This is a genomic window from Ureibacillus chungkukjangi (assembly GCF_044795995.1).
Taxonomy (GTDB): Bacteria; Bacillota; Bacilli; order Bacillales_A; family Planococcaceae; genus Ureibacillus; species Ureibacillus chungkukjangi.
Genome location: NZ_CP085010.1, coordinates 148,453 through 174,383, shown reverse-complemented (window position 1 = coordinate 174,383; position 25,931 = coordinate 148,453). Strand labels below are relative to the sequence as shown.

25 protein-coding genes and 1 pseudogene are annotated in these 25,931 nt (G+C 35.8%); 4 read left to right on the top strand and 22 right to left on the bottom strand.

Features of this window, described 5'->3' with window-relative positions; translation table 11 throughout:
* Positions 1-31: 31 nt before the first annotated feature.
* The 3 genes from LG296_RS20385 to resA form a co-directional block, all read right to left on the bottom strand.
* Positions 32-1,174, bottom strand: coding sequence for a CAP domain-containing protein (locus LG296_RS20385; protein ID WP_282991651.1), 1,143 nt, complete (start codon positions 1,172-1,174; stop codon positions 32-34).
* A gap of 372 nt (positions 1,175-1,546) precedes the next feature.
* Positions 1,547-1,699 (bottom strand): hypothetical protein, encoded by a 153-nt coding sequence (locus LG296_RS20380; RefSeq protein WP_251400917.1) that lies wholly within the window; start codon positions 1,697-1,699, stop codon positions 1,547-1,549.
* Between the two features lie 349 nt (positions 1,700-2,048).
* Positions 2,049-2,582, bottom strand: a complete 534-nt coding sequence (gene resA / locus LG296_RS20375; protein WP_251400916.1) for a thiol-disulfide oxidoreductase ResA — start codon at positions 2,580-2,582, stop codon at positions 2,049-2,051.
* Positions 2,583-2,865: 283 nt separating this feature from the next.
* Here resA and LG296_RS20370 point away from each other — a divergent pair, with 283 nt between their 5' ends.
* Positions 2,866-4,041 (top strand): ISL3 family transposase, encoded by a 1,176-nt coding sequence (locus tag LG296_RS20370; protein ID WP_054193193.1) that lies wholly within the window; start codon positions 2,866-2,868, stop codon positions 4,039-4,041.
* Here LG296_RS20370 and LG296_RS20365 read toward each other — a convergent pair.
* The 10 genes from LG296_RS20365 to LG296_RS20320 all read right to left on the bottom strand — a co-directional run bounded on the left by LG296_RS20365 (position 4,025) and on the right by LG296_RS20320 (position 14,039).
* On the bottom strand, positions 4,025-4,213 hold the full coding sequence (locus LG296_RS20365) for a hypothetical protein (protein WP_251400915.1): 189 nt from the start codon (positions 4,211-4,213) through the stop codon (positions 4,025-4,027). The genes LG296_RS20370 and LG296_RS20365 overlap by 17 nt on opposite strands.
* 71 nt (positions 4,214-4,284) lie before the next feature.
* A complete protein-coding gene (locus tag LG296_RS20360; RefSeq protein WP_070875196.1) occupies positions 4,285-5,412 on the bottom strand; it encodes an AAA family ATPase in 1,128 nt (375 codons plus the stop codon).
* On the bottom strand, positions 5,413-5,691 hold the full coding sequence (locus LG296_RS20355) for a hypothetical protein (RefSeq protein WP_227662416.1): 279 nt from the start codon (positions 5,689-5,691) through the stop codon (positions 5,413-5,415).
* On the bottom strand, positions 5,672-6,181 hold the full coding sequence (locus LG296_RS20350) for a hypothetical protein (protein ID WP_003725286.1): 510 nt from the start codon (positions 6,179-6,181) through the stop codon (positions 5,672-5,674). Before LG296_RS20350 ends, LG296_RS20355 begins: the two co-directional genes overlap by 20 nt.
* Before the next feature lie 239 nt (positions 6,182-6,420).
* Positions 6,421-7,284 carry an SDR family oxidoreductase gene (locus tag LG296_RS20345; RefSeq protein WP_036174241.1) on the bottom strand — a complete coding sequence of 288 codons (864 nt, stop codon included), beginning with the start codon at positions 7,282-7,284 and terminating at the stop codon, positions 6,421-6,423.
* A gap of 448 nt (positions 7,285-7,732) precedes the next feature.
* Positions 7,733-8,488 carry an IS21-like element helper ATPase IstB gene (gene istB, locus LG296_RS20340; protein ID WP_036174224.1) on the bottom strand — a complete coding sequence of 252 codons (756 nt, stop codon included), beginning with the start codon at positions 8,486-8,488 and terminating at the stop codon, positions 7,733-7,735.
* On the bottom strand, positions 8,473-10,068 hold the full coding sequence (istA, locus tag LG296_RS20335; protein WP_036174221.1) for an IS21 family transposase: 1,596 nt from the start codon (positions 10,066-10,068) through the stop codon (positions 8,473-8,475). The genes istB and istA overlap by 16 nt, the downstream gene beginning before the upstream one ends.
* Before the next feature lie 312 nt (positions 10,069-10,380).
* Positions 10,381-10,854: a hypothetical protein gene (locus tag LG296_RS20330; protein WP_107937788.1), complete on the bottom strand. Its 474-nt coding sequence runs from the start codon at positions 10,852-10,854 to the stop codon at positions 10,381-10,383.
* 43 nt (positions 10,855-10,897) lie between these two features.
* A complete protein-coding gene (locus LG296_RS20325; protein WP_107937790.1) occupies positions 10,898-12,382 on the bottom strand; it encodes a hypothetical protein in 1,485 nt (494 codons plus the stop codon).
* Positions 12,383-12,761: 379 nt separating this feature from the next.
* Complete coding sequence (locus tag LG296_RS20320) at positions 12,762-14,039, bottom strand: IS110 family transposase (RefSeq protein WP_107937931.1); 1,278 nt, start codon at positions 14,037-14,039, stop codon at positions 12,762-12,764.
* 303 nt (positions 14,040-14,342) lie between these two features.
* On the opposite strand from LG296_RS20320, the pseudogene LG296_RS20315 reads away from it, so the two are divergent.
* The 3 genes and pseudogenes from LG296_RS20315 to LG296_RS20305 form a co-directional block, all read left to right on the top strand.
* Positions 14,343-14,675 (top strand): annotated as a pseudogene (locus LG296_RS20315) (GyrI-like domain-containing protein); the annotation flags it as partial.
* Positions 14,676-14,961: 286 nt separating this feature from the next.
* Entirely contained in the window at positions 14,962-15,390 is a 429-nt protein-coding gene (locus LG296_RS20310; protein ID WP_107937792.1) for a DUF3888 domain-containing protein, read from the top strand.
* 203 nt (positions 15,391-15,593) lie between these two features.
* The gene (locus LG296_RS20305) at positions 15,594-15,746 is read left to right on the top strand and encodes a hypothetical protein (protein WP_251402742.1); all 153 of its coding nucleotides are present in this window, start codon (positions 15,594-15,596) and stop codon (positions 15,744-15,746) included.
* Between the two features lie 203 nt (positions 15,747-15,949).
* Here the strand turns inward: LG296_RS20305 and LG296_RS20300 are convergent, their stop codons facing one another.
* The 9 genes from LG296_RS20300 to LG296_RS20260 form a co-directional block, all read right to left on the bottom strand.
* Positions 15,950-18,946, bottom strand: a complete 2,997-nt coding sequence (locus LG296_RS20300; RefSeq protein WP_107937794.1) for a Tn3 family transposase — start codon at positions 18,944-18,946, stop codon at positions 15,950-15,952.
* Positions 18,947-19,154: 208 nt separating this feature from the next.
* Complete coding sequence (locus tag LG296_RS20295; protein ID WP_107937796.1) at positions 19,155-19,889, bottom strand: sulfite exporter TauE/SafE family protein; 735 nt, start codon at positions 19,887-19,889, stop codon at positions 19,155-19,157.
* A 23-nt stretch (positions 19,890-19,912) separates the two neighbouring features.
* The gene (locus tag LG296_RS20290; protein WP_248283806.1) at positions 19,913-20,839 is read right to left on the bottom strand and encodes a F510_1955 family glycosylhydrolase; all 927 of its coding nucleotides are present in this window, start codon (positions 20,837-20,839) and stop codon (positions 19,913-19,915) included.
* Between the two features lie 53 nt (positions 20,840-20,892).
* Positions 20,893-21,435, bottom strand: a complete 543-nt coding sequence (locus LG296_RS20285; protein ID WP_107937798.1) for a CueP family metal-binding protein — start codon at positions 21,433-21,435, stop codon at positions 20,893-20,895.
* Positions 21,436-21,465: 30 nt separating this feature from the next.
* A complete protein-coding gene (locus LG296_RS20280) occupies positions 21,466-22,146 on the bottom strand; it encodes a response regulator transcription factor (RefSeq protein ID WP_107937800.1) in 681 nt (226 codons plus the stop codon).
* A gap of 19 nt (positions 22,147-22,165) precedes the next feature.
* A complete protein-coding gene (locus LG296_RS20275; RefSeq protein WP_107937802.1) occupies positions 22,166-23,527 on the bottom strand; it encodes a cell wall metabolism sensor histidine kinase WalK in 1,362 nt (453 codons plus the stop codon).
* 58 nt (positions 23,528-23,585) lie between these two features.
* The gene (locus LG296_RS20270) at positions 23,586-24,296 is read right to left on the bottom strand and encodes a cytochrome c biogenesis CcdA family protein (protein ID WP_107937913.1); all 711 of its coding nucleotides are present in this window, start codon (positions 24,294-24,296) and stop codon (positions 23,586-23,588) included.
* Positions 24,297-24,714: 418 nt separating this feature from the next.
* On the bottom strand, positions 24,715-24,990 hold the full coding sequence (locus LG296_RS20265; RefSeq protein ID WP_107937912.1) for a hypothetical protein: 276 nt from the start codon (positions 24,988-24,990) through the stop codon (positions 24,715-24,717).
* A 645-nt stretch (positions 24,991-25,635) separates the two neighbouring features.
* Positions 25,636-25,761, bottom strand: a complete 126-nt coding sequence (locus LG296_RS20260) for a hypothetical protein (RefSeq protein ID WP_282433296.1) — start codon at positions 25,759-25,761, stop codon at positions 25,636-25,638.
* Positions 25,762-25,931: the final 170 nt, after the last annotated feature.

The window sequence follows — 25,931 nt, the reverse complement described above, 5'->3', positions numbered from 1 at the left end:
AGATTGATTTCTTATAGTAATGGAATTCGGATCACTTAGTTATAAAGTTTTGTGTATAATATGGTTTTTCTTCTGTGTCAAACCCAACACCAATTCCTAATGATTCAAAGTTGGATTGAAGGATATTTTCTCTATGCCCCATAGAGTTCATTAAGCCTTCATGAGCAAAAATACTGCTTAATTGACCAGCTGCAATATTTTCACCTGCTGTTTGAAAAGAAATATTATCCTCTTCCATACGATCAAAAGGTGATTGGCCTTCTATATTTGTATGATCAAAATATTGATTAACAGCCATATCCACACTATGATCCCGTGCCGTTATTTTTACACGATCATCCCATGTTAAAGGTTGAAGCCTATTTACTACTCTGGAAGAATTAGTTAAATCAAATAGTTGATATTCAAAGCCTTCTATTAATGATTGGTTTCCCTCTGCATAAAATTCACTTTTATCATTTTCTAATTCTTCACTAATAATTTGAATAGCTGTTACCGTATTTTCTTTATGTTTATCAAAAAAGATAGTTATATAACTATCTTCAAACTGGTATAAATAATATTCACCGTCATTTTTAACTTGATAGGATATCCTTCCCTTTTTCAAGAATGTTAACGGATCACCAAATTGCGCTAATACTAAATCTTTCGGGCTACCAATTTTAATTTTTTGTTTAGAAGAAATTAAATCTTGATTAGTATATAATCCTGCCACTTTATTGTCATTATCATAAGCAATCATAAAAAAGTTACGATATTGATCATGATAAGCATTCCAATTTACTCCATACTCATTCATGGAAGATCTCTTAGCTTCACCAACTAGCTTTTCAACTTCTTCTCTTGTATCACCAAGCTCTATATTATGAATGGAAAAAGACTGAGAAGTAGGTTCTGATAATCTCGGCTTTTCGATATCTGGTGACTCGGGATTAGAAGGATCACTTCGATACTTGGTAATTACTTGATTAAGCTCACCAAATATTTGATCCAATCCAACTCCTAAAAAACCTAGTGCATTCTGAATATTAGGGTTTTCTTTCCAGGATTCTAAATCGGCCGTTATATTTTGATAAATCATTTGAATTTTGGAATCTTGAATATCTTTTGCGTATATAACCCAAATCACCCCAAGAACGATGAATAAAGGTAATAATTTTCGTATTAACCGCAAGAAATTTCCTCCTATTGAATTGATAGATATAAAAAGTGTTGGTTGCAAAGTAATATCTAGAGTGGCATTAAAAAGAAAGTAAATAATAATTTTTGTTAATTTTAATTACATATTTGAAAAAGAGGGGAAAGGAAACGTAGTTTGAGTTAGCATTTCTTCAGGATCTATATTGACAAGCAAAATAACTATCTTCTTTCGGGGAGGTTATAATACAACAAAGTTAAATGTGTATGAATGATGTTGTAATTTTAAAATACGGAATTTCCGCGCAATCCATTATCGTATAAAAGGGTAATGTTTTTCACGCCTTTACAATGCCTATATTTTGTTCTTAACAAATAAACCGTAGTAATATTCATTACTAAATAGTGTTCATGTCATCTGTATCCTTCCCTTTATCTGAGCATTTTCTACTGCTAAGATAGTTTGTTTTAAATTTTCTAAACTTATCACATTAACATTAACATTAATAGAATTAAATATTCTTCTCCGCCATATAGTTTTGGCCCTTGAAGTGTTTTTCATTATGGTTTCCTCCCAAGTATAAAAAGGAGCCATTAGTCAGATAGTGACCAAATGAATCTCCTTTTTCCCTCTAAAATGAATTATTCAAAGACTAAATTGACGTCTTCTGACATCACAAACTATAATTCGCTATCGACAACCCTTGATGAGCAGATAGCTATACTTTCGGAAATACACAATTTGATTCATTATTATAACTTTGTGAGTTAACCTCTCCATGTTTCATTACAACATCATCTCTCAGTCATTCACTATGCTGTGTATATCCCAATTAGGCTTATTTTCTTTAACCTGTTAAAGTATAGGTTATACAAGTTATTCCGCATTCCTTACAATTAAAGACGCACTCTTATTCTGGCTTTATCTGATTCATATAACTTAATATGCTTTCATCACTCATTTCCCCAGTGATTATTTTCTCTATTTTACCTTCCGGATTAACTAAAATAGTCGTTGGTAATGGTTTAATATTATAAGCTAGCATAACGCTTTTATTTTTATCTATTAAAACAGGGAAGGAAAGGCCTTTTCGATCAATATAATCTTGAACCACGAAATCAGATTCCGCAATATTAACAGCTAATACTTGAATGCCTTCATCTTTATATTCTTGGTAATATTTGTCGATGATTGGAAATTCTCTTTCACATGGTTTGCACCATGTTCCCCAAAAATTCAAAAAGACTCCTTGTCCTTTGTACTCCGATAAGTTATGTGTTTCCCCGTTCATATCAACTAATTCAAAATCAGGAGCAGCATCTCCAACCTGTAAAACTTTGTTTTTCTCTTTAGTCAAACTATTGTAAACAGTAAAGACTATTGCTCCTGCTAATATCACCAAGATAAATAGGCGCATGAAAAGTCTCCTACTTTTTTTATCCATAAGAACATATCCTTTCTCCAATAAACTATTCCTTGATATTTTGAAGTTACTAAAACTTTAACAATATTTCTTTAAAGAATAGTATAATAAATAAATGTGGAGAAAATATGCAGATATAGTGGATTTTACTTCTCTTATCCAATAAGACTTTTTATGGCTCTTCACCACAAGTTGTACTTGAGATTTTAAGATAGGTATGCATAGGGAAAATAGAGGATACAAAAAATGCGAATTTTCCTGTATGGTAAAGGTGACCAAACCAAACCATTGGAGGAAAATTCGCATGTACGCTCAGTTTATCAAAGAACTCATCGATTTACCAGATGTTTTGATTCAAAAGGTGCGAAAAGAAGAAGAACGTTGGATTTTCGAACTTTCTCTACCCGAACAATGCCCATTATGTCCTGTCTGCTTGAAGCGTACAATCAAAATGACAGGCAAAAAGAAGCAATGGATGCATGGGTATGCTCAACGGATCGGCATCTTTTGGGTGGAACTCCCTGTGGAGCGTAGACGTTGTGGTACATGTGGCATGACATTCAGCACGTCTTATCCCGGAATTTCCCCTCGAAGTGTAGCGACGGATGCGTTTCAGCAATGGGTGGCGCAATCTTGCATCGGAACATCCATTCAGGCGGTGGCTCGTATGCTCAAGCTTCCTTACACGACCGTGGAACGTTGGTTTTATACCCATGCCCCTTCCTTCCTATCGAATGACATCCAACCAAAGGCAGTTTGTGTCGATGAGTTTGCGTTTCGAAAAGGGCATGATTACGGAGTGGCGATCATGGATGCCGAAACGGGAGAAGTGTATGCCGTTGAAGCAGGAAAGAACGAGGAAGCCATTGGACGTGTGTTGGCTCCTGTGTCTGATTCTGTTCAGTATGTCGTGAGCGATTTGGCTCCAGCGATGAAAAAAGCGATTCAAGGGGCGTGTCCGGAAGCGAAGCATGTGGTCGATTATTTTCATGTGATTCAATTGTTTACGGAAGCGTTGGATCGATGCCGCAAATCCTTCGGAAAAGGGAACAAGAAACATGGGCATGTCCGGTATGTTTGCCGCTTATTGACCCAGCGCCCCGAGAAGCTCACCGAGGAGGAACGCCAAACGGTGCGGGAGTGGCAGAAAGAGAGCGATTCCTTGCAGGCTGTCTATCAATCCCTTCAACATTTTCGTTATGTATCCAAAAGCCAAAACGAGCGACAAGCGAAACGTCGTTTGAACGCCTGGGTTCATCGGTATTTGTTTTGTCCTTGTTCTGCTGTTCGCGCCATCGCAAAATCACTCGTCAAACGAACAGACGAAATCATATCGTGCATTTTATCCCCTTATTCAAATGGGAAAATGGAGGGAACAAATAACAAGATCAAGCTGATGAAACGTCGGGGATACGGATACAGAAATATCCAGCGTTTTGCATTGCGGGTTCGGCTAGAAACAGCTAACATACTTTCATGACAGGTGCAAGTACAACTTTTGGTGATGAACCAAAAGGAATTTCCTCCGCTTTTTCAATCTCTTGCAATCCCTTTGACATGTCATAAATTTGTTCAAAACGTCTTTTGTCAAAGGCATCTGTATTTAAAACCGATGTTTCTTTATTTCTTTTTCGCAAAAATGATTTAAACATGATTTATCTCTCCTTTTCTTGATAGAAAAAGGATCATTCCACTTTTATTTATGGAACGATCCTTTTCTTTTTTAGATGTTGTTGATGGGTAAGAGAACCTCATCTATTATTTTTTGCTGTTCTTTATTTAGTGTATCTATTACTGGATCGATTTCATTTGATCGTTCTGGATGATTATTTTTGAGCTTTTGAAGTTCGCTCACCAACACTTTTAGTTTTTGTGCTACTTCTCTGGTGTCATCATAAGGATTTTTCTTTTTATCCTTATTTAGTGAAGCAAGGATGTCCTTCGCTTCCTTCTTCACTCGTTCTACCGTGTTGGTCACTTGATCTTGTGCGTGTTCTTTGATTATTTGCTCTGCGGTATCCCTTTCCTCGATGTTATTCCAAAGAATATGCTTTAAAATCAACATATCCTTTTCTTCAACCGTGTTTCTCCCCTCCAAAAACGCTTTTGCTTTAAGTGCGTTAATGGAGTTTTTAACACGCCTTGCAGATGGTTGAATTCCCTCATCTTCAAGAGCTTGGCAAAGATCAGCTATACCTTCATATATGTTGTCAGGTACATTGGTCATATCTGCATAAAATTGCAAATCAGTTAGTTCGTTTATGGTTAAAGAAGGCATTGTTATGTTCTGTCCTTCATTTTTTAACATAGAAATGAAGTTGTTCCTATCTCTAATTGGCTTGACTTCATATCTTAACAGTAACCTGTCAAATAACGCTTCAAGTCCTTCATCTTCTTCTGGATATTCATTTGAAGCACCAATAAGGGAGATTAAAGGGGTTTTAATTGGTGTGCCATTATTATAAAATAGCCTTTCATTGATTAGTGTTAGAAGGCTGTTCAGAATCGCTGAATTACTCTTGAAGATTTCATCCAAAAACACAAAATGTGCTTCTGGTAATTTTCCACTTGTGTTTCTCTTATGAATCCCTTGTTCGAGTTCTTTTAAACTTAATGCTCCGAACAGTTCTTCGGGAGTGGTGTACTTGGTAAGCAACCACTGAAAATAATTGCTTCCATCAATGATTTTTGCAAGTTCCATTGATAGAAGCGATTTACCCGTGCCCGGCTCTCCAATCAAAAGGACATGCTGGCGAGAAAGCAGAGCAATAAGCATCCCTTCAATTTCTTCTTCTCTTTCAAAATACTTTTTGTTCAAAGCTTCTCTGATTTTAACTAACTTATCAGTCATTTAATTATTCTCCTTTCTAATTTGAGTTTCCAACAGTTCTAATTCACGTTCTTTAATTTTTAATTCTCGCTCTTTCAGATCGTTTGAACGACTTAATTCAGAAGCAATTTCATTGAGCTTTCTTACCATTTCTGGAATATCACGCTCATAAAATTTTTGCCCCATATGAGTTTGAAAAAATTGAACCATATAAACCTTCTCCTTTTTTGTTTTTTTAATAGATAAAGAGGACAACCGAGTGGATTGTCCTCTTTGCCCTCTATATTTTCTTTCCAACATCAATATGGCTATTGTATTCCCATGCTGGAATATAAATCTCCATATCCACATTGATGTCGTTTTTCAAGTTTAGATAACTTATAATTTCGTGAGGGGAATCATCAAAAATGATCCATTCATATTCACGAATTGCTTTATCCGAAAAGACTTTCCTAATCACTTCACCCTTCGGCACTCCGTCTGTAAAGTAAAACGGAAAAGTGAAGGGTGTGTGTTCATTAATCCATTGTCTTGTAATTTCAGAAGATATGTGTTTTTTATTTGGTCGGGAAGTAAGGAACATACACATATCTTTTTTGTCGTCTATTATTCCTTCGATGTTTTCAATGACTGATTTCATAGGTTCTGCATTTTTAAAAATAGAACCGTCATCAAACAAACGTGAAGGAACAGGTGATGGATATATGTCGGTTCTGTATCCTTTATCTTTAAGTGCTTTGTTAACATTGGCAATGCAATTGTCTATATCAACAATCACTATTCTTGACATATATTTTTCCCCTTTCTACCAACTACTTTTGTAAAAGATGATATACTCTCGTTTCGTTTTTAAATCCGCCAACGTGATCAAAAGAAATAAAACAGCCTGAGTCCTTATGTAATTTTAGGTCTCAGGCTGTTAATGTCTGTCTGCGTGACAGGGCTTATTTTCGAACTAAGATAAAGCAGGTCACGAGTTTGCAGTCATTGGATGTTCTGTTTTTTCATTTTATGTCATTTGGTCAATTCTTACATTTTCAGGGCTTGTTTTACGGTTTCCTTCAGAGGGGTCAAGGATCCGATCAGTTTTTGCAGATCATCTGATGTTTTGGACGCTTCTCCTTTGGAAATCGCGTCATAGATCGCTGCCGTAATTTCAGCAAACGGCTCAGGGACACCAGCGTTTACGAGGAAATTTTTCTCTTCTTCGAATGAGACAGGCTGATGCACGACTTTTTTGCCGGAAACCTCGGAGAGAATTTGGGCAAGTTCATCAAAGGTCCACGGTTGATTGGAAACAAGGTTATACGTTTTGTTTTCATGCCCTTCCTCTGTAAGAACCGTTGCGGCAGCCAAAGCAAGTTCATTGCGTGTTACTGAATTAACGATCCCGCTTCCCGCATTCGTAACAATTGCTCCAGACTCTATGGATGCGCGCAGCCCCTCATTTACAAAAAAGTCCGTATATAAGGCATTACGCAGGAAAGTATACGGGATATTGGTCGTACGGATGGCATATTCCGTTGCTAAATGTACGTGTGCAAGGGGAATTATTGATTCCTCAGCAAAGGCATATCCTGTGTAAGCAATATGTTTGACTCCCGCATCTCTGGCAGCTTTTACGACATTTGCATGTTGAACGATAAGAAGCGTATTATCATAATGCGGACCTGAGATAAAGAGCAGCTTGGAGACACCTGCAAAAGCCTTTTGAAGAGATTCCGGTTGATTATAGTCGCCATGGCGAACTTCCACGCCTTGATCGGCAAGAGTAGAGGCTTTTTCAACATTACGCACGATGGCAATGATTTGACTGGCGGGAACTTTTTTGAGCAAATGTTGAATCACAAGCCCACCGAGTTGACCAGTAGCACCTGTAACCGCAATTGACATAATCATTTCTCCTTTTTTTCTAAAAATTTTTTGAATAAATAACATCATCTAGGTGGCGGAAGCCAAAAATAAACGAAGGCGGCCGCAATTGAAGACTGGATTGAGGAATGACTGTTTATTATGTATTTCGGCCATTCTTGCCCACCATTATAATTGCATCAGAAATGTAAATCAAATCTTATGCCTGTGCTGCTAAACAAGGTGAATGCCTCCTATCATTTTGTCGCGCCTATCATAGATAAGGCCGTGCAATCAAAATTTTTACAAGTCAACTCCTCTTTTTAGCTTTTTAATAGTTTGCCGCTGTTGTTCAACTCATGAAAAAGTTATTTTCTCTTTCCCTAAACTAGATAAACCTATGATGCTTCGTGTTTTTTATATATGATAGAGATTTTTTGTGTGAGCGTCAAGTACAATTGAACAAATTTCGCCAAATAATTTTGAGCACCTAGTCATTTCCAAATATGGTTTTCCTGTATTTCAAACGATAACTGTCACCGGTGAGATGAATCACCTCGCTTTTATGGAGTAGCCGGTCCAGAATGGCTGTGGTAATGGCCGGATCACCCAATAACTCTCCCCAATCTTCCGGTCCTTTGTTGGAGGTGATGATCACAGATGATTGGCCATAGAGTTTGTTGATGAGTTGAAAGAAAAGATTGGCTTCATGCCGGTTGATGGCCATAAACATCAAATCATCAATGATGACAAGATCTGACTGAGTGATTCTTTTCAATTTTGTTTGGGCGCTTCTTGTTACTTCTTGGGTACGCAGCAACTGGATTAAATGATCCATGGTCACAAAGCTGACTTTGTACCCTTGCTGAACGGCTTCTACTCCTAAGCCAATGGCCAGGTGAGTTTTACCCACCCCTGGCGGGCCCAATAAGATGAGGTTATAAACTTGTTCAATCCATAAGAGTTCACGCAACTGTTGAAATTGCTGCCGGCTTAGGGCAGGCTGGGCGCTAATGTCGAACTCATCGAGGGATTGGTGGACAGGAAAGTCTGCCCACTTGAGCCGTTTGGCCAATTGTTTTTCTTCCCGCTTGCGTATTTCGTATCCCAACAGTTTCGTCAGAAACTGTTGATAACTGAATCCATTTGTTTCGGCTTCCATCAGTTGTTCCTCAATCACTTCGGCGATGGAGGCCAATTTGAGTGTTTTCAAGCTGTGTTTCAATTGCACTAAGCTTTCTGACATAGGCTCTCTCCCTCCAGGATACGAATGTAAACTTGAGGATCTCGAATTTCTGCTTTCACTTGCGAGTGTGATTGATGTCCGAGCACGGTGGGTTTGATCTCAGGTTGATGTTCATGCTGGTGTGCTTGTTGTCTCTGTGCTTGTTGCATAAAATGTTGCACTGCATCGCTGAAGGCTGCTGCACTGTACAGTTGGTATGTCAGACAGTAGGCTAAAGCTTGTCCAATCACTCCAGAATGAGGGTTGGCTTTGTTCATGACTTCCTGTATCTTTTGCAATTGATCTCTCATATAACGCTGCTTCCGCTGATAGATTTCTTTCAAAAAGAGGGTGGCTTGATCCGGTTCTGGAAAACGCCCGGCCACTTGTTGCATTAACGCTTGAATCCCTTTGCTGCGGTCCCTTTTATGATTCGTATTTTGAATCAACTTGCCTTTTTCGTGGCAAATCGCGTGTTGGGCAAGTACCTCTCCTGTTTCCCAGTCGTAGATGGTCAGGGTATCGTCTTGAATCTTTAGTCCAACGCTTTTACCCTTGTCATCATAGGTCCCTAGAGGGACCGAATAGCGGTTCCCGGCATAAAGAATGGTATTGTCTTTTCGGACAACTCTTGTTATACTGGCCTTGGCTTCATTGAGATGATATTTTTCTTGGACCGGGCGAAGGTAAAGGCGTTCCTGTTGGAACACTTCGGCCGGTATTTTTTTGGTTGTCTGATGCACTTTGCCATTGCCTGTTCGCTCAAGCCAGGCCAGACAGTCTTCACTCCATTGGGCCAGATTGTAATAGGTCCGGTGACGGGCAAAGTTCTTTTTCACATAGCCAACAACGTTTTCCACTTTTCCTTTGCTTTCCGGGTCGCCTTTGCGGCACATGCGAACCTTAAATGCCCTGTGCTTCAGATAATTGGCAAATTCTTTTGTGTAAATAAGATCTCCACCATTTTCACTCACTAAGATGAGATGGTCTTGATCATAAACAATTTCTTGAGGAAGACCGCCGTAAAAGACGAAAGCTTGTTCATGAGCCTGAATGACATCTGCTGTTGTAAAGGGACGGTCCAGCCAATACACAAATTTGTAACGGGAATGGGATAATACGCAAGCCATAAACCACAGTTTCTGAGGTTGATGAAACGTATTTCTGACGGTGACCTGACCAAAGTCAACTTGCATTTGTTGTCCCATAGGCGGGTCTTCAACCGCTTCATATTGCCGGGTCACCTTTATTTTTGGAATACTATACTCCTTTCTCAGTTGACTAACATAGCACCTGACGGTACTTTCACCGACCGTAAGGTCAGGATATCTCTCCTTAATCCAATCATGGATCTGTGCACTTGAAATGTCGGGATACTGTTTCAACCAGGTGATGAGCTTCTCTTTGATACAGTCTAATTTCTTTTGTCTCACTTCCATGTGCTCCAACATATCTTCAAATTCTTCAGGTGTCATATTGATATATTTGTAAACTGTATTGCGGCTAATCCCCAATCGTCTGGCAATTTGCGATTTGTTAAGTCCCAGTTTCTTTAGCTGTTGAATCTCTAGGTACATGTTCCACCTTTCCATTTTATTCATATTTTCCTCTCCCAACTGTTTTGATGTTTCCAGTGATATGATACTGGGAGAGGAATGTTATGGTAAATAGTGTTCACTGTTATCCAGCGATTTTTGTTAATTCTAATTTAGCATTCACAATACATGGAGTTTAAACTATCAAACTCACATATTTTATTGTCCAATTCGATGAGTTGCTCAAAAGAATATCCTTTCACTTTTGGCATGGACTCCAAATACATGTCTAAACCCATTTTAAATCTCTCCCTTTTTGTTTTTGTCTCAACCCTCATGTCCCTTCTTAATCTTCAAATGTGATCCACTGAGTTTGTTTCATTCTTTAACATAAAAAGTAAGGTTCATAGATTTCTCTCCAAAATTTATTGCGCTTACATGTTTGGAATCCGACGTAGAACACCCTAGTTTAGTTGCATTAGTACCTGTATAAGCATTAGTTCTACAGAATCCCCACCAAATATCTATCGCGTGTGATGTCTGGGTAGAGGCAACACCCCAATCTTGAACCGACCAACTATTTCTGTTATATCCATCCCCAGTTGTAACCGCAGAAGATGAAATAACTATTGTGCCAAATGGAACGTTTGCACTACTCCTCATAGCGACGTCGCCAACTTTTGGAGCGTATCCATTTGCAGTTTTTCTAACAGCTCCAGTTCCTGTATATTGACTTGCAGTATATGCAGTTACATCTTGGCCATTTTTCACAAAAGTTGCTGCATTTACAGATAGTGGTACAATGGAAAATATTAAAGCTACAACTAATATAAAATTAATCACTTTTTTCATAAAAATAATTCCTCCTTATTCCTACTATTATTAGTGTAAATTTTTACTTAATGTCTTCCCATATAAAATCTGGTATTGTTGCTATAAATAATCCGTTTTTTGTCATTCCTACATCTGCCACAATTTTGTTTTCGATTAAAAACAATCTATTTACTTTTAGTTCAAAAGAATCCCCCCCCCAATCAATTAAATAAATTGTTCCATCTTCCGAAATACCAAAAAGATTACTTCCTTTTTTTATTATTTGAATTATTTTACTAGTGTTATCAAACTTATTAAATCTCTCATTTTCAAGGTTATAAACCCATATTTCATTATCCATGAGGAGCAAAATATCATTGTTAATTACCTTCAAATCTGATACTTCTAGTTCATCTGTTGATAATTTAAGAGTATCCCATTTTACACCGCTTTTAAGGAGAACTTTTCTATCCTGTGTAAGACCTATCAAAATTCCAGTGTTTGAGACTTGAAGCGATAAGAGAGGTTCAGGTTCACTAGTAACATTCCAGCTTGCCCCATTATCATTTGTTGTGTATATATTTTTATTAGATAAAATTGCGATTTTATCAGTTGAGTAGTCTATTCCTTCAATTTGCGTTTTTAAAGATAAAATACTATCAATTTTATCCTCTGTATTTTTAATACTTAATAGCTCTGATTCTGTGGCTATATACAACTTTTTATTTGAAGTAAACCATGCATATACAATATTTTCATCAATAGTTAATGGATTCCAAGATTCTCCATTGTTATTACTTAGCTCAATAAACGGCTGGTTGGTTGAATTGATTCCTGTTGGCTTTTGATCTCCCCAAGCAACTAAACTATTATCACTCGATGATATTCCTTTAATATACATCTCTCTTTTAGTAATTTTGGGTGTGTTAGTACCTGAAGGTAGTGATATTAATTCTCCCCCTTTGGGTACTTTATGGATAGCTCCAGTTATCTTACCATTTTTTGGATTTATACTAATCTTTGTAAATAGTTTATCATTGTCAATTCCAACTACTGTTACAATAGGTTTATCATCAATAGTATCTAGTGTAAAATGATATCCTGTAGCCCAATCTTCACCTTTTTGAAGATTGTATTTATCTTTTACAATCTTTAATAAATCCGGACTATCCAATTTAATATCATCTAACATAATAGGGGGTTCATCTGGTCCAATTACCTCATGTTCAAAATCTATTGAACCTTTTGCTATACCTAAAATTAGTTGCTTATCTGTACCGGGAACTGTAAAAAATAAATTCCAATCATACCGTTTTCCTGTATCTCCTCTTGTCCCCCCTCTATTTTCATCACTACTAGTAATCTTATAAAACATTGCATCTTTATTCCATTTTTTAGCAGAACTTAATCCGAGATTAATAGACTCTTTGAGGGTTAACTCACCATTTTTCTCTTTGAGAACTAATTCATTATTGTTGGCATTTATAACTTTAAACCCTATGAAAAACAAGATTGATACAATTATTAAAAAAACTAACGTATACAAAAATGGTTTTTTAATGCTCAATTTAACCCTCCCTCTATAAATGTTGATATATCAACGGTTTAACCCGTTTTTATCAATTCATAAAATTATTTTTTATAGATTTATATTTTAGTATTTTACAGTACTTCAATTGATTTACAGTTTTGGGATACGCTTCGCTAAAGCTAATTGGTAGTAATTAACTTTCAGTTCCAATATGTGATGCACAATTGGATCTCTGCGATGCTTATGATGACGTACCCTCCCATGTCTCTTGGCGTCTAGCGCATACATTCCTTCGTGCGGTCTATTCATAAGGCAGAGGCTGGCGATGCTCCTATAGGGACTCGTAGTCGGATGGGATAAATAATGCCGGCTTCTCCGTGTCATCCTTCTGTTTTAGTTCGAGCTAAGATGTTGCTTAGGCTGCCCTTTCGAGACAATAAAGATTTTTCATCATTTGTTGTTCATCAAACTGTATTTTTTTCTTACATAAAGCGTGTAAAATCTTCAGTAATTTCCCACAAAGCACGACAATCGATTGCTTCTTTCGAAGCGGGTTGATGGTGCGTGTAGTGTAATATTCATGTAATTGCTTAAAGGCTTGGTTATGACGAATTAACGGTATCATGACACGGAATAAGAGAGCTCGTAGCTTCCTTCTACCTCGTTTAGAAATGCGTTTCTGACCCTTGTGCTGCCCAGATGAGTTTTCACGTAATGTAAGTCCCGCTAGTTTGATTATTTGGCGTGGATGCTCATATTGCGTGAGAGAACCGACTTCTGAAAGCAGATCGACAATCGTAATATCGCCAATGCCTGGTACAGACGCTAAGTACTCATAATCCTTCATTTGTTTGGCTAATTCGCCTAATTGTTCATTTAGCGTGTCAAGCTGCTCTTGCAATAAATGGTGCTGTTGAAGGAGTGTGGCGATTTCTATTCGTGCCATCACAAGGCCTTCTGTCAGCCCAATGGAGTGCTGAGCCACCTCGACTAACTGCTTCGCCTTAGGTAACTGAGGTGATTTCATGCCCTCTACTTGGCGATATAAAAACAATAATTCTTCCGGTGTTTTCCCTTGAATATCTACTGGAAGAGGCGTTTTTTCTAGTACCGCATACGCCATCTTTCCGAAATTTTTAAATACCTTCGTGAATTCAGGGAAGAACCGATCAATCCAACGTACAATGCGATTTTGAAGTGCATTGAGGTCTTCTTGAATTTTCGAACGCAATGTTGCCCCGTTGCGTAATTCAGCTTCTACGCCTTCAAGTAGTCGTGGATAGCTGAAGCGACCATCCCGCATTAAACGGGCGATGACAAGCGCATCCTTTTGGTCATTCTTTGTTTGAAGATTATCGTCTAACTCTTTTGAACGATTGACATGTAACGGATTTACCATCACAAATGGAATCCCATAGTTCGTTAAAAACGTAGCTAAGTTCATCCAGTAGTGTCCGGTTGGTTCGAAGCCAACGATAATATCCTGTTTTCCATGTATTGATTTTAAAGCGAGTAAGTGCGTGTAAAACGCTTCAAATCCATCCCGTGATTGTGTGACGGGGAATGATTTTTGGAGCACACGCCCTCGTTCATCAATCGCACAGGCATAATGTTTATGCTTGGCGATATCGATGCCGATTACTAAAGTATTTTCAGAAACTTGATTAATTTTATGGTTCGTATTAGAATTCATAACGTAAGTCCTCTCTGTAGATGTTCGAGTCAATTTTCCGGTTGACACTCAAGCATCATACAAGAGGGCTTTTTTTATTTCAAGTCCCCGAAAATCCTTCTAACAGGAATGCTCCTATTTTGAAATTATCGGATTTAAAATCATCAAAAAATTAATTTTTTTCTATTACTTACATAATTAAACAATAATTGGTAAAATCCTTCTTCAAATTATTATTTCTTCAAAAAAATTTAAAACAAAAAGAGTTACTATATGTTTCCTATTTTCTAGTCATTAACTAATTTTGGAAATGAAGACTAAAATATGAAAATAACTATTGAAGAATTACCTGAATCAAGGATTGCTTATTTTCGAAATGTTGGGGAGTATGGTGGAAAGCAAAAAAAGAATTAATGGAGTCTTTTAAAAAGTGGGCAAAGTTGAATGGTGTATTGATAATTCTACAATTTTAGGTATACCGCAAGATAACCCAGAGATTACTCCTAAAGAGGAAGGTCGTTATGATGTTTGCGTTCTTATAAATAAAGATTTTAATGTGGCAAAACCAGCTCATGTAGGTAAATTTTCTGGTGGGAATATGCTGTTTTCTTGCTTGACCATACAAAAGAGGCAGTCAGTAAATTTTGGGGCAATTTAAATTGGTATGAAGTGACTAATCACGACATTAAAGATAACTTTGGTGTCGATTTTTCCACACTTATTAAGAATTTGGAGAAGGGTGATTTATAAGCTCTTTTCCACCATAAAATCCGAATACCCCCAATTTTTACCTATCTTTCCCAAATGGTAATTACAATAAAAAATCTCCTATATATCTGTTTTACGCCTGTTTTTTTAAACCATTTTAAATGAATAATTTACATACTTTTATCTAAAATGCAAATAATAATTTAAATACGAATAGAAAGAGGTGTATAAATAAATGAGAAAAATACTATTTACTTTAACTTTATTACTTGTACTTCTTACATCTTTCCAAACAGAAACATCCTTAGCTAAAAATAATCCTTCTCAAGACTCTGAAGAACTAAGATTACAAGATATGCTTATGAATATGCTAACTCCTAATATTGAAAAAGACTTACGTTCCTATTACTATCCGAAGGTGATAAAAGATTTTTCACCTGTTGTCGCTCCTTGGAAAATTAAAGTGATAGAAACAAAAAGAATTAATGGCTTTCGTGGGTTTATTTTACAGATTACATTTGAAATAGAACCTACTGATGGTGGCCAATGGGTCCCTATAGGAAAAGACCGAATGACCTATGAAATTTCTTCTGGACCTGAGATTAAATTGATAAATCATACACACCTAAAAACGTATAAATTACCTTCTGATTCAAAGGACTAGTGATCATTCCCTTTAGAAACTAGTTAAGATAATATTACGTCCCGTCTTATATAAATTATCATTCTTACTCTAAAAAGAGTAACTCCATTTTGATCAATCTTTTTTCAAAATGGAGATTTCGAAGATGCTGTTAGATAAGGATAAGGATTGATGGATATTTTTTAGTCAATCTTTATTCCAAGGCTACATTTAGACAATAAAAAATGAATAAAGCGACAACTATGAACTTAAAAATTGAAGTAGATGCATATAAAAGTGCTGAACTGGTTGAAGTGGAAAGTAGTTATAAAAATCCGGAGCATTGTTTAGAGAAAATCAAAATTCGTACAAAGAAAATGTTGAAATTGAATTTTTAGGTTAGAATTTTTTGGGATGTTTATTCCTAACGTTAGCGATTCTTCAGGTTGAAGGATTACATTTCTTCTTATTCAAGAAAAGGGCACTTATCTGAGTACGGATTGCACCCTTTTCAGAGCTAAGTCTCCATTACAAAGAACTAGCTAATATCTTATAACGGTGGATATTAGCTATTTTAATCATCGATCAAAATGATTAAAAACTATGAAATTCTCAACTTAATAGGTATTCTCTGATCCATATCGAGTTCAAAAGTTCCGTATGGATTGACATGATGATAAAACAAAGGTGTTATTCCTCTAAAATCTTCAGGTGTCATTTTCTTCAACCAATATTGATTGTTGTCATAAAGGACTTCTTGGACCATTAAGGTATTCATATAGACTAAGCAATTTTGCAGCAATTGAAGTGATAAGGCGGATACCTCTTGATCTTCTATCGAATTAGAACGAACTTCACTGTTTTTTCCATAGAAAATATAGGTATTTACTGAGTTCCATTGTTCCACTGTATTTAATCCCTCATGAATCTCCCTACGAATTTCTTCATGGTGTAAATAATCACATAAAAAGATTGTTTTAATCGCTTTTCCTAGTTCACATAATGCTTGATAGGTAGGATGTTTTGTATCCCTTGTAAATCGCTTTAATATGGATTCAGCAGAAGCAGTACCTAACCGTAAAGCAGTTGCATATTTAATGATTTGTTCATACTGTTGCCGAATAAGATCCCAGTTAATCGGTCTACTGAGAACCGGTTGCAGACCCGTATATTCCTCATTCATGCCAGTTTCCGGACGATATAGCTTTTGAGAACCAATATTTTTGAAACGTGGCATCAGTTTAAAACCAAGTAAATGACAAAAAGCAAAAGCAACGACACTTTGTCCATGCGTATCGACATAATTTCGGTCTACTTCCATGTCCGTACAGTGACGAAGCACCCCTTCCATCATAGCTGCCACTTCCGAAGAAAGGCAGGATTTAAGCTGGGAATAAATACAAGCTGACTTTCGATCTGTATGCCAATAGATCATGACTCCATGTTTCTTATAACGGGGATGCCATTCTGAAAGCAGGTTCTGATCCCAAGAGCCAAAATGTTTTGAATCGGAAGCACATGCAGTGGTAGCTTCTCCCCATACTTCTTTCATTCGATTGTAGATGATATGATTTGTAACCTCTGCGTTGGCTTTTCGTAAATGATCCTTATGAATAAATTTTTGACGTATATACCGAAGTTCCCGATAACTATCTAGGTGGTTTCCAGCAGAAACAGCTTTCAAACCTGTATTCGTTCCTAATCCAAATAAACTTAGAAGAAGTCGTCGTTGGATGGTTTCTCGATCTAAAATCTCTCGATCGGCTGTGGTCTTAAAGTGCTTGGTAAACTCCGTATGAAAATCTGTTTCTTTTAATAAATCCAATAGGTTGATATCAGACCAACGGTTTTTAATCGCCTGTTTAATCTTCATCACATGCGGGGGTTCAATCTGTTTTTCAAGTGGAGTGACTCGAATCCACCCCTTGTTACTTCTTGTAGTAATCGCCACTTTTTCGTTACTTTGATCCTCTAACCCTTGATTCAGTAAATGGAGTTTATCTTTCATCAACTGTATAATATCTTCGATAAAAGGCTCTACATCCAGTGGAGCTTTTAGTGCTTGAAAATATTCTTCCTTGTTCTCTTCAAAATCTTGAGGGAGATCTTCATCTGGGTTTCGATATCGATCAGCACCCTCAATCCAAATTTCTTTACATCGAAGTCGAGTGCGAAGTGATTGGATTACTGCAATTTCATAGTTAATTCGATTTACTCTTTCTATTCCTTTGCTGTCTGTCTCAATAATGACATCTTTCCATTTTGGTTGAATTACGCCTTCAATGGGAACCTCATCTCCAGCAGCAAAATAACGCTGCCCACTTTCTCCATAATCTCGAATGAGTTGGATAGCTTCAATAATCGGCTGATGGAATTGATTATTTGAGCAAAAAGTAAGGTTGTTTAAAATTTTAGAAAGGGACTTCCGATAATGCCCTTGGTAAGAAGAGTGCATTTTCGTATAGATTTTTTCTTTGTAATCCCGGTTATTTTTTGTCATGTCCTTAATAATATCTCGTATTGTATCAGAGCTAACAATGGGGAATAAAGTATCTTGAATGACCCCTTCTGGATGATCTACGGTTGCCTTTAATAAATTGACAATGTGTTTATTTTTACCTTGGACTCTTTCTAATTCTTCTACTACTTCTTTTCGGGTTGTATTCTTAGCCTTATTTCCGAATTTAAGCGTAATTTCATCCAATAAATCAGCTAAATAATCAATGACTTCCTCATGACGATGCGAAAATAAAATGGCAAGCAGGGTATAGCGAATGGGTGCTGGATGTGAACGCAATTCCGTTACGGTCTCCGTAGCTGCACGAAGTTGATACTTTTTTATTAATTTTGGAGTCAAATGATGAAATAATCTTGGAGGTATATGTAGGTGTCGAATCGCTAATAATTTTTTAACTTCCATTTCCATGGTGTTTACACTTGGTTTACGAGGAGAAGATAAAAGCTGACGAAAAGTTAAAATATCGGATTCTCGGTCTTTATGAAATTCTTCTTCAAAATCTGCTTTCGATTCCTCATCAGTATGAGATTCCAGTAACGCATCTAATCGTGAACCAGTCTTAGGAGATAGCTGCTGATAAATCGATTGGTACAAATTTTTTTCAAAAGTGTCAATAGCGGAATCAATCATTCGTTTCAAACTTCCAATCGAAGGAGGTTCGACTTTCCACTTGCGAAAGAGACTGTATGCCTGACTTTTTAAATAGTCAGTATCATGTGTAAAGTGAACTTGTTCGTTTAACCAATCTGTCAAAAGATCATTGTCCTTTGCTGTAAGTTCTCTAAAACCGAAGAATTCCCTGATTTGTTTTCTATGGTAAGTAAAATTTCTTTCCTCTGCTCCCCAACGATATTCCTCGAAAAAATCTGCGGATATATCCAATTGATTTGCTATATATTCAACTACTACCTTGGGAACATCTTGTTTCTTGGACGGAAATCTAGCCTCTTGTTGAAAGTACTTTAATAATACTGTAAATCCTAAACGACTTGCCCCTGTTTTATTACCAATCAGTTTTCTTTCAATTGGCATCACTAAAAAATGCTCTAGTAACTCGTCTTCATTCCAATTTCGCTTCATAGCTACTCTTCCCCTAACTTAATATAGTTACTATTTTGAGTGTAATCTATTGATTAGAGGATGAAAACAATACTTTGCGGTCTAGAACAGCAACCCTGTCATTAAGCCTAGTAGAAGTTATTAAAAAAACCCTTCTGATATAGGGTATCTTTACAATTCCTATATTAGAAGGGTTTAAACTTATTAAATTTTTTTATAATAGTATGTTTTATATTCCCCAATAAGTAATTGTATCTAAGATACCGATGATAATCAGTATAACTCCAGCAACCCTTTGTATTACTCTTCCGACCTTCATACTCTTTTTCATAATTAAACCTTTTACATTAAAGTACCAAATAAGCCCTAAGATTATGATAAGTGGAATAGATGTCGCAACGCCAAATATTGCTGGTAGTACTAACCCATAGGATGTTGATACGACTGTAGGCATTAACCAGACAAAAAAGAGGACAAACATCGTTGGACAGAATGCAATGGCAAAACTAGCTCCCAAAAGAAATGAACCTAACTTTCCTTCTTTAAAACTCCTGGGTATGTGAGTAGTTAACCGCTCAAGAAAATTTAACTTTAACATTCCTAGTAGTACGAGTCCTGTCGTAATCAATAGTGGCCCAATTAATTTACGAAATAACGGGAAGTATTCAGTGGTTTTCGATTCAAATGATTGTCCGAAAAGCCATGCTAACAAACCGATGGCGCTATAAACTACTACTTTTCCAGTAATAAAAGAAATGATTGCTCCCCAATTATTATTCATTTGAATTGTACGGTTTCCATACAGAGTAATTGCACTGATATTTCCCGTTAGTTGACATGGTGCAGCAGCTCCGATTAATCCAAGTAAGAGCGCAATAATAATTGGAGAATGATTATATGAATTTAAAAAAGTAGAAACAGGTTCACTTATTATTTGACTTATTTGAGACAAAAAACTATACATTTTATTGTCACCTTCTATACTTATTAATTTGAATTCAATTTTCCGTTAGAAGCAAGCTTACTCCAAGTAGTTCCTTGTTCTTTGGTTTGATAAATATTCAAATTATTCGTAACTATGGTAATTTCTTTTTCGTCATTCGGATTTACCGCAATGTAAATAATAGGATCCGTCATTACTTCTTTTGGTAATACAATATTCTCCTCCTCCACACTTTTTTCTAATGAAAACGACTTTAGATATACTTGATTTGTGTCAAAATTTGCGTAATATCCACCAGTTTCATTTAATGTTACGTATGTAACCATCTCAGATGAATTTAATATTGAAAAGTCTTGTCCATAATTCTCTGAAATAAAAATGCCATCTCTACTACCAATTACAACTAGCTCTTCTCTTGATGGATGCGCAGCTAAATTAGAAATGTAGTCTGAATTAAATCCCTGCATTGTTGCTTCTGTCCAAGTCTTTCCTTCATCCGTTGAATAATTTAAACCCATATTCAAATTTTCGTTAGGTGTTTGATTTAATACATATACAGCATTTGATTCGTATCCTGCAGCGAGGTAATGGAAATCAATTTCTCCATAAAATGCTAACTGATCAAAACTTGCTCCTCTATCTGTACTTTTAATAAGTCCAAGAGGATTTTTTAGCGATGAACCTTCTTCAGGATGTCCACTGGAAAAGAATCCGTCTCTTACAGCTGAAAAACCCATATAGTCATGTTTTTTACTATTGGCTTCTTGCCATCCATCTTCTTCACCATATTGGTATAAACCATTATGGGTAGCAACGATAAATTCGTTTTCCCCATTTATATATCCTAAACCATGTGCATGTTCTATTTTATTATTTTTCACTTCACCAAATGAGTACTCTTCTTCTGAATTACACGCTGATAAAACTACAATTGCAGATAGTATACCCATTAAAAATTTAACTTTTTTCACAATATTTCTCCTTTAATTACCGTTTATATAGGTTTTCACATTAGTGTTTTTTTCTAAATTAATTGCATCGTTGTAATACAAGTTCCATCATTTTCGAATGTAGAGAATTCAGACTCAACAGTTTTCCCTTCAAGTTCAATTTTTATATGATACATTTGTTCACGTGGTAGCCACAAGTCAATAAATCCGTTTCCTTGTGATTCTAATGTTTCATCAACTATGATATTCCCTTCTGAGTCTTCAATGTATATATCAAACTGTTCATTCACCAATTCGCCTTGGCAACCTGTTAAGCTATGATTTTCACAACTATGTGTTTCATTTATGTAAGGGGCAATCGAAACAAAAAACTCGTCTTCTGGTAGTTCATAGACTTGATTATTTCCTTCATTATCTGTTACAAGCAGCTGCTCTGATGTGATGGAAGCAGATTTAGCTGTGACATTACGTACGCTATAATCATGAACTAATTCCTTAATATCCTCAGCTTCAGCTTTAACGGCAGTATTTTCTACTTTTTCACTTTCTCCATTACAAGCTACTAATAAGATTACTCCAAATAATGTAGTAACAAGCATTTTTAGCTTAGTATTCATTTTGTTTTCACCTCATGTTTTGCTTAAAAATCAATTCCATTTATACCCTATTCCCCAAGCAGTTTTTAAAAATTCGTTTGTTGGAAATCCCGCTTTTTTGAGTTTATCTCTTAAATTACGAATATGAGAGTCTACAGTTCGGATATCTGTTTCTGTTTCGTATTCCCAAGCTGCATCCAGCAATTCTTCCCGAGTATACGTTTTAGAAGGTCTAGAAATTAACGCTTTTAAAATATAAAATTCCTTCAGAGTAAGGTTGACAGTTAGATTCTGATAGTTTAACGAATACATTTCTGTATCTAAAATAAATTCATTGTAACGAATATTAGCATCAGTATCTTTTTCAACCTCTGAGAAACGGCGTAAGAGGGCACTTACTCTTGCAATCAATTCCCTTTCATCAAAAGGTTTAGAAATATAATCGTCTGCTCCAATGTTTAGCCCCTTTACCAAGTCTAATTTATCTGCCCTTGCCGTTAGCATAATTATAGGGATATTTGAAAATTCACGTATCCTTTTACACACTTCCCACCCATCTAGTTCGGGCATCATTACATCTAAAAGGACAAGATTTACTTTCTCTTTCTTAAGTATTTCTATCGCTCTATTACCACTTGTTTCCTTAATACACTTAATCCCTTGAGGAATTAGAAATAATTCAATTAAATCTAACATCCTTTGTTCATCATCTACTAAAAGAACTGTTTGCATCTAACCATCAAGCCTCCTTTTATATTACAATTTTAAAAGTACTACCTTTTCCAAGTTTGCTTTTAACTTCGATTGTCCCCCCATGTGCCTCTACTAGCTCTTTGACCACAGCGAGCCCGATTCCAGAACCACCATATGTACGGGAACGTGATTTCTCTACTCGGTATAACTTATCGAAAATAAACTCAATTTCATCTGGCGGAATCCCAATCCCCGTATCAATCACGGAAATGATTGTTTTTTCATCTTTTTTATACGCTTCTAAAGTAACTTTTGAATTCTCATTTGAATACTTTAAAGCATTATCTAATAAATTTAGGACAATCTGCTCTAATCGAATAGAATCGGCATATATTTGGAAGTCATTTTCACAGACAAGGTTTAGTCTTATTTTTTTTACTTCATAAGACGGCATAACCAACTTACAAATATTTTCCAAAAAGGAACTGGCCCAAAAATATTCCTTGGAAACAGTAAATGAAGTTTCATCCATTCTGGCCAAATCTAATAAGTTTTTCACTAAATCTTTCATACGATTCGACTCTTCATCAATAATTTCAAGATAATGTTTACGTTCCTCTTCACTCAAACCTTTTCTCATAGCGACTTTTGAATAACCAATCAAATAAGTTAACGGTGTACTTAACTCATGAGCAATGGATGCAAGAAATTCATTTCTCTCATTCTTTAAGCGTTCTAGGTCATTTGCCAATTTTTGAATGGATCTTGACAATTCTCCTAGTTCATCATTTCCTAAATAGGATAAGCTTACTTTAAAATCACCTTTACTTAATTTCTCAGTTGCTTCTTTCATACGTATTAAAGGGCGTGTAAGGATTTTAGATAGTAACGCATACACAATAAACAAAACAATAAAGCTTATAATACCGGCTATAACAAAATGCATGTTCATATTGTCAACCAATTGATTAATTGAGTTAGTACTTTGAAACATAAGGACATATCCAAATTGATTCTCATCCACTATGTAGGGATGGGCGCTGACAATATACGACGAATTTCTCCAATCTGACACTATTATTTTATCTTTTTGCTGATCAAGATTACTTATTAAAAGTTGATACTCCTCTTGCAACATATAAGATTTATCAGAGCTACTAATAATGCTACCTGTCTTATCTGTAATCATTACTTCTCGATTTTTGTTTTTTTCCATTAAGACGATATGTTGTATAGTCGTATCTGAATAATTTTCGATAAGGACATCACGGTGATTTGCACCATTCGCTAATAATAATGAAAACTCTTCTTCCACTCTGTTATTGATGATACTTTGATGAAGGTAATACATAAGAAATGATTCCATTATTAACACAACTATAAAAAAGCAAATTGCTACTTTTGTAGAAATTTTATTCACTATTACTCCTCCCGCAAAAAAGAAGTCTTATAACAATACAAAAAGTCTTTGTTTTTTCCTAGAATCCTGTGAAACCACCGAAAAATGGCGTTAAAAAAGCAATGATTTTTGTCATCATATCAAAATACAATAAGACTCCCATCATAACCATAATAACGCCGCCTAACTTCATAAAAAGGCCGCTTCGTTTTTGAAGAAACTTCATTTTTCCTATAAATAAGGACATTACTAAGAATGGGATAGCGAAACCCAGTACATAAAATAACATGTACCACATTCCTTTATTTGGATCGGAGATACCTAAAGCAATAACCCCGGCAAGAATTGGTCCCGTACAAGGGGTCCAACCTGCAGCAAAACCCATACCAATAATTACAGATCCTAAATATCCTTTAGGTCTTCTCTTAAATTGCAGTCTTTTTTCTGACTGTAAAAAGTCAAACTTTAATAAGCCTAGAATCACTAAGCCAAAAATGACAATAATAATTGCACCGATTTGTCTAAGTAAATCTTGATACTGAATAAAAATTGTACCAATTAAAGAAGTAGAAAAGCCTAAAGCCATAAAGATTATAGAAAATCCAAATAAGAAAAGTAGTGTATGCACCAATGCTTTTCGAGTAAAGACTCCTTTTTCTTCTTTCAGTTCATTAAAGGACATTCCAGTTACATAAGAAAGAAATGCTGGATATAGCGGTAGTGAACACGGTGATATAAATGATAATACTCCTGCTCCAAAAGCAAGAAATAAATTTAATTGGTCAAACAAATAACTTCACTAATCCTTTCCTATAGCTTTATTATCGTCAGTTCATAATGACTATCTTAACAGATTGTTAGTCATACGAAACTAGTATAAACAATAATTATGGAGAAAATATGCAGACATTGAAAACTCTGCTTTGGATACCCGTAAGCTAAAACACTCCCCCTTTTATATATAAAAACAACCGATTGGCATTATTCATATTGCATAATTTAATGGAAAATTAAAAGGTATGATAAAGTGGTTCCCTTTTGTGTCACCTTCTATTGTGTTTATCTTTATATTTAATAATATGGTTAAATTTTAAAAACAATTAGAGGTATGTGTGTTTCAACTAAATGAACAGGTATATTTTTTGCTCCACTGACTATAATTGGATAATTAAGTTACTTACAAAAATCAGGACAAAACTAATATTTGATTAGAATTTCGGAAAATCAGAAACAGTCCGCCCCCCCTTATAATTTTCTACTGAAATTGTAGTCCTTAGATAATGCGACTTCCCAATAAGGAACAGTTCAACGTCCGTTAAAATAATCTCCCCAGCCGCAACATAGCTTTTTAAAAGCTCTCTATAATATCCTGCAAAAAGTGGGAACTTTGTTAGTTCGATAATTCCCTGAGCAACTTGAAGCTCAATATGCTCACTTTGGTCACGTATGCCAATGTTATGTATGATTTGAAAGGAAGTAGTCATAAACAATCCATGCGCTACGTTCCGCTTTAGTAAACTGGCCATAAAAAAGAGAATACCCGCGCCTTAGTGTACAAGAAAAGACATTTCATTTCTCGTGATTTAAGACGGGGTATTCCCTCTAATTAATATATGATTTAGCTATAACCCAAAAGAATTACCTAGTTATTATACTATTATATTGTTCGGTTAACAAATGAATTATAATTTGCATAAAAATGGGCTGGTATTAAACTGGTAATATTACATCCAGGTTCATTTTGAATTATTGGTGCATTTTACTAAAATTTTTCCCAATCCGTGTAGTAACCTAATAAAAATATGGCCGAATTAAAACTAAATTTAACACGGAGGGGGCTACATTTTTAGTGGTTTTAAAAGTGGTGCATAATCCTCTAAGGAAGTACTGTTGACAGTATAAAAGATAGCGTATTGTTAAAATTTACAATATTTCAAATTCGCTTAATATGGATTTAAATTAATGAATGTATATTTAAGTTGTAGGGTTCTTCACATTGTCAAAGCTCAATTAAGTAAGTATTGAAAGAAATGCACAAGATGAAAACGCTAGAGGGTTTTGCTCGCCTTCTAGCGTTTTCGTGTCTATGAATTTCAGGTATCAGTATTAGTTTAGATAAATAACTATCATCATGCCTTCCTAATACCAACTATTTTTGCCCCCATTTTATTCCCTGTTTTTATTGCTGTTTTCATGAATTGAACCGCGACTTTTTCATCATATGTTTGTTTGCTTCCCTTTTTCTTCATTGTCATGTTCTAAACATTCCCTTCCTTTTAATCTGTATAACTATTATTGTCCAATAAATGTTAATTTATACAATTTGGATTTTATATAGTTATAATTCCCCTACCCCGTTAATAAAATGTACGGAAAAGTGGAAAACAGGAAAAGTGACCCTCAGTTAATGGTTCAAGAGAGGTTG

What these genes read in the sequence shown, in the direction of transcription:
- LG296_RS20380 (WP_251400917.1), bottom strand. Translation starts at nt 1,699, where the DNA reads ATGAAAAACACTTCAAGGGCCAAAACTATATGGCGGAGAAGAATATTT.
- resA (WP_251400916.1), bottom strand. Translation starts at nt 2,582, where the DNA reads ATGGATAAAAAAAGTAGGAGACTTTTCATGCGCCTATTTATCTTGGTG.
- LG296_RS20370 (WP_054193193.1), top strand. Translation starts at nt 2,866, where the DNA reads ATGTACGCTCAGTTTATCAAAGAACTCATCGATTTACCAGATGTTTTG.
- LG296_RS20365 (WP_251400915.1), bottom strand. Translation starts at nt 4,213, where the DNA reads ATGTTTAAATCATTTTTGCGAAAAAGAAATAAAGAAACATCGGTTTTA.
- LG296_RS20360 (WP_070875196.1), bottom strand. Translation starts at nt 5,412, where the DNA reads ATGACTGATAAGTTAGTTAAAATCAGAGAAGCTTTGAACAAAAAGTAT.
- LG296_RS20355 (WP_227662416.1), bottom strand. Translation starts at nt 5,691, where the DNA reads ATGTTGGAAAGAAAATATAGAGGGCAAAGAGGACAATCCACTCGGTTG.
- LG296_RS20350 (WP_003725286.1), bottom strand. Translation starts at nt 6,181, where the DNA reads ATGTCAAGAATAGTGATTGTTGATATAGACAATTGCATTGCCAATGTT.
- LG296_RS20345 (WP_036174241.1), bottom strand. Translation starts at nt 7,284, where the DNA reads ATGTCAATTGCGGTTACAGGTGCTACTGGTCAACTCGGTGGGCTTGTG.
- istB (WP_036174224.1), bottom strand. Translation starts at nt 8,488, where the DNA reads ATGTCAGAAAGCTTAGTGCAATTGAAACACAGCTTGAAAACACTCAAA.
- istA (WP_036174221.1), bottom strand. Translation starts at nt 10,068, where the DNA reads ATGAATAAAATGGAAAGGTGGAACATGTACCTAGAGATTCAACAGCTA.
- LG296_RS20330 (WP_107937788.1), bottom strand. Translation starts at nt 10,854, where the DNA reads ATGAAAAAAGTGATTAATTTTATATTAGTTGTAGCTTTAATATTTTCC.
- LG296_RS20320 (WP_107937931.1), bottom strand. Translation starts at nt 14,039, where the DNA reads ATGAATTCTAATACGAACCATAAAATTAATCAAGTTTCTGAAAATACT.
- LG296_RS20310 (WP_107937792.1), top strand. Translation starts at nt 14,962, where the DNA reads ATGAGAAAAATACTATTTACTTTAACTTTATTACTTGTACTTCTTACA.
- LG296_RS20305 (WP_251402742.1), top strand. Translation starts at nt 15,594, where the DNA reads ATGAATAAAGCGACAACTATGAACTTAAAAATTGAAGTAGATGCATAT.
- LG296_RS20300 (WP_107937794.1), bottom strand. Translation starts at nt 18,946, where the DNA reads ATGAAGCGAAATTGGAATGAAGACGAGTTACTAGAGCATTTTTTAGTG.
- LG296_RS20295 (WP_107937796.1), bottom strand. Translation starts at nt 19,889, where the DNA reads ATGTATAGTTTTTTGTCTCAAATAAGTCAAATAATAAGTGAACCTGTT.
- LG296_RS20285 (WP_107937798.1), bottom strand. Translation starts at nt 21,435, where the DNA reads ATGAATACTAAGCTAAAAATGCTTGTTACTACATTATTTGGAGTAATC.
- LG296_RS20280 (WP_107937800.1), bottom strand. Translation starts at nt 22,146, where the DNA reads ATGCAAACAGTTCTTTTAGTAGATGATGAACAAAGGATGTTAGATTTA.
- LG296_RS20265 (WP_107937912.1), bottom strand. Translation starts at nt 24,990, where the DNA reads ATGACTACTTCCTTTCAAATCATACATAACATTGGCATACGTGACCAA.
- LG296_RS20260 (WP_282433296.1), bottom strand. Translation starts at nt 25,761, where the DNA reads ATGACAATGAAGAAAAAGGGAAGCAAACAAACATATGATGAAAAAGTC.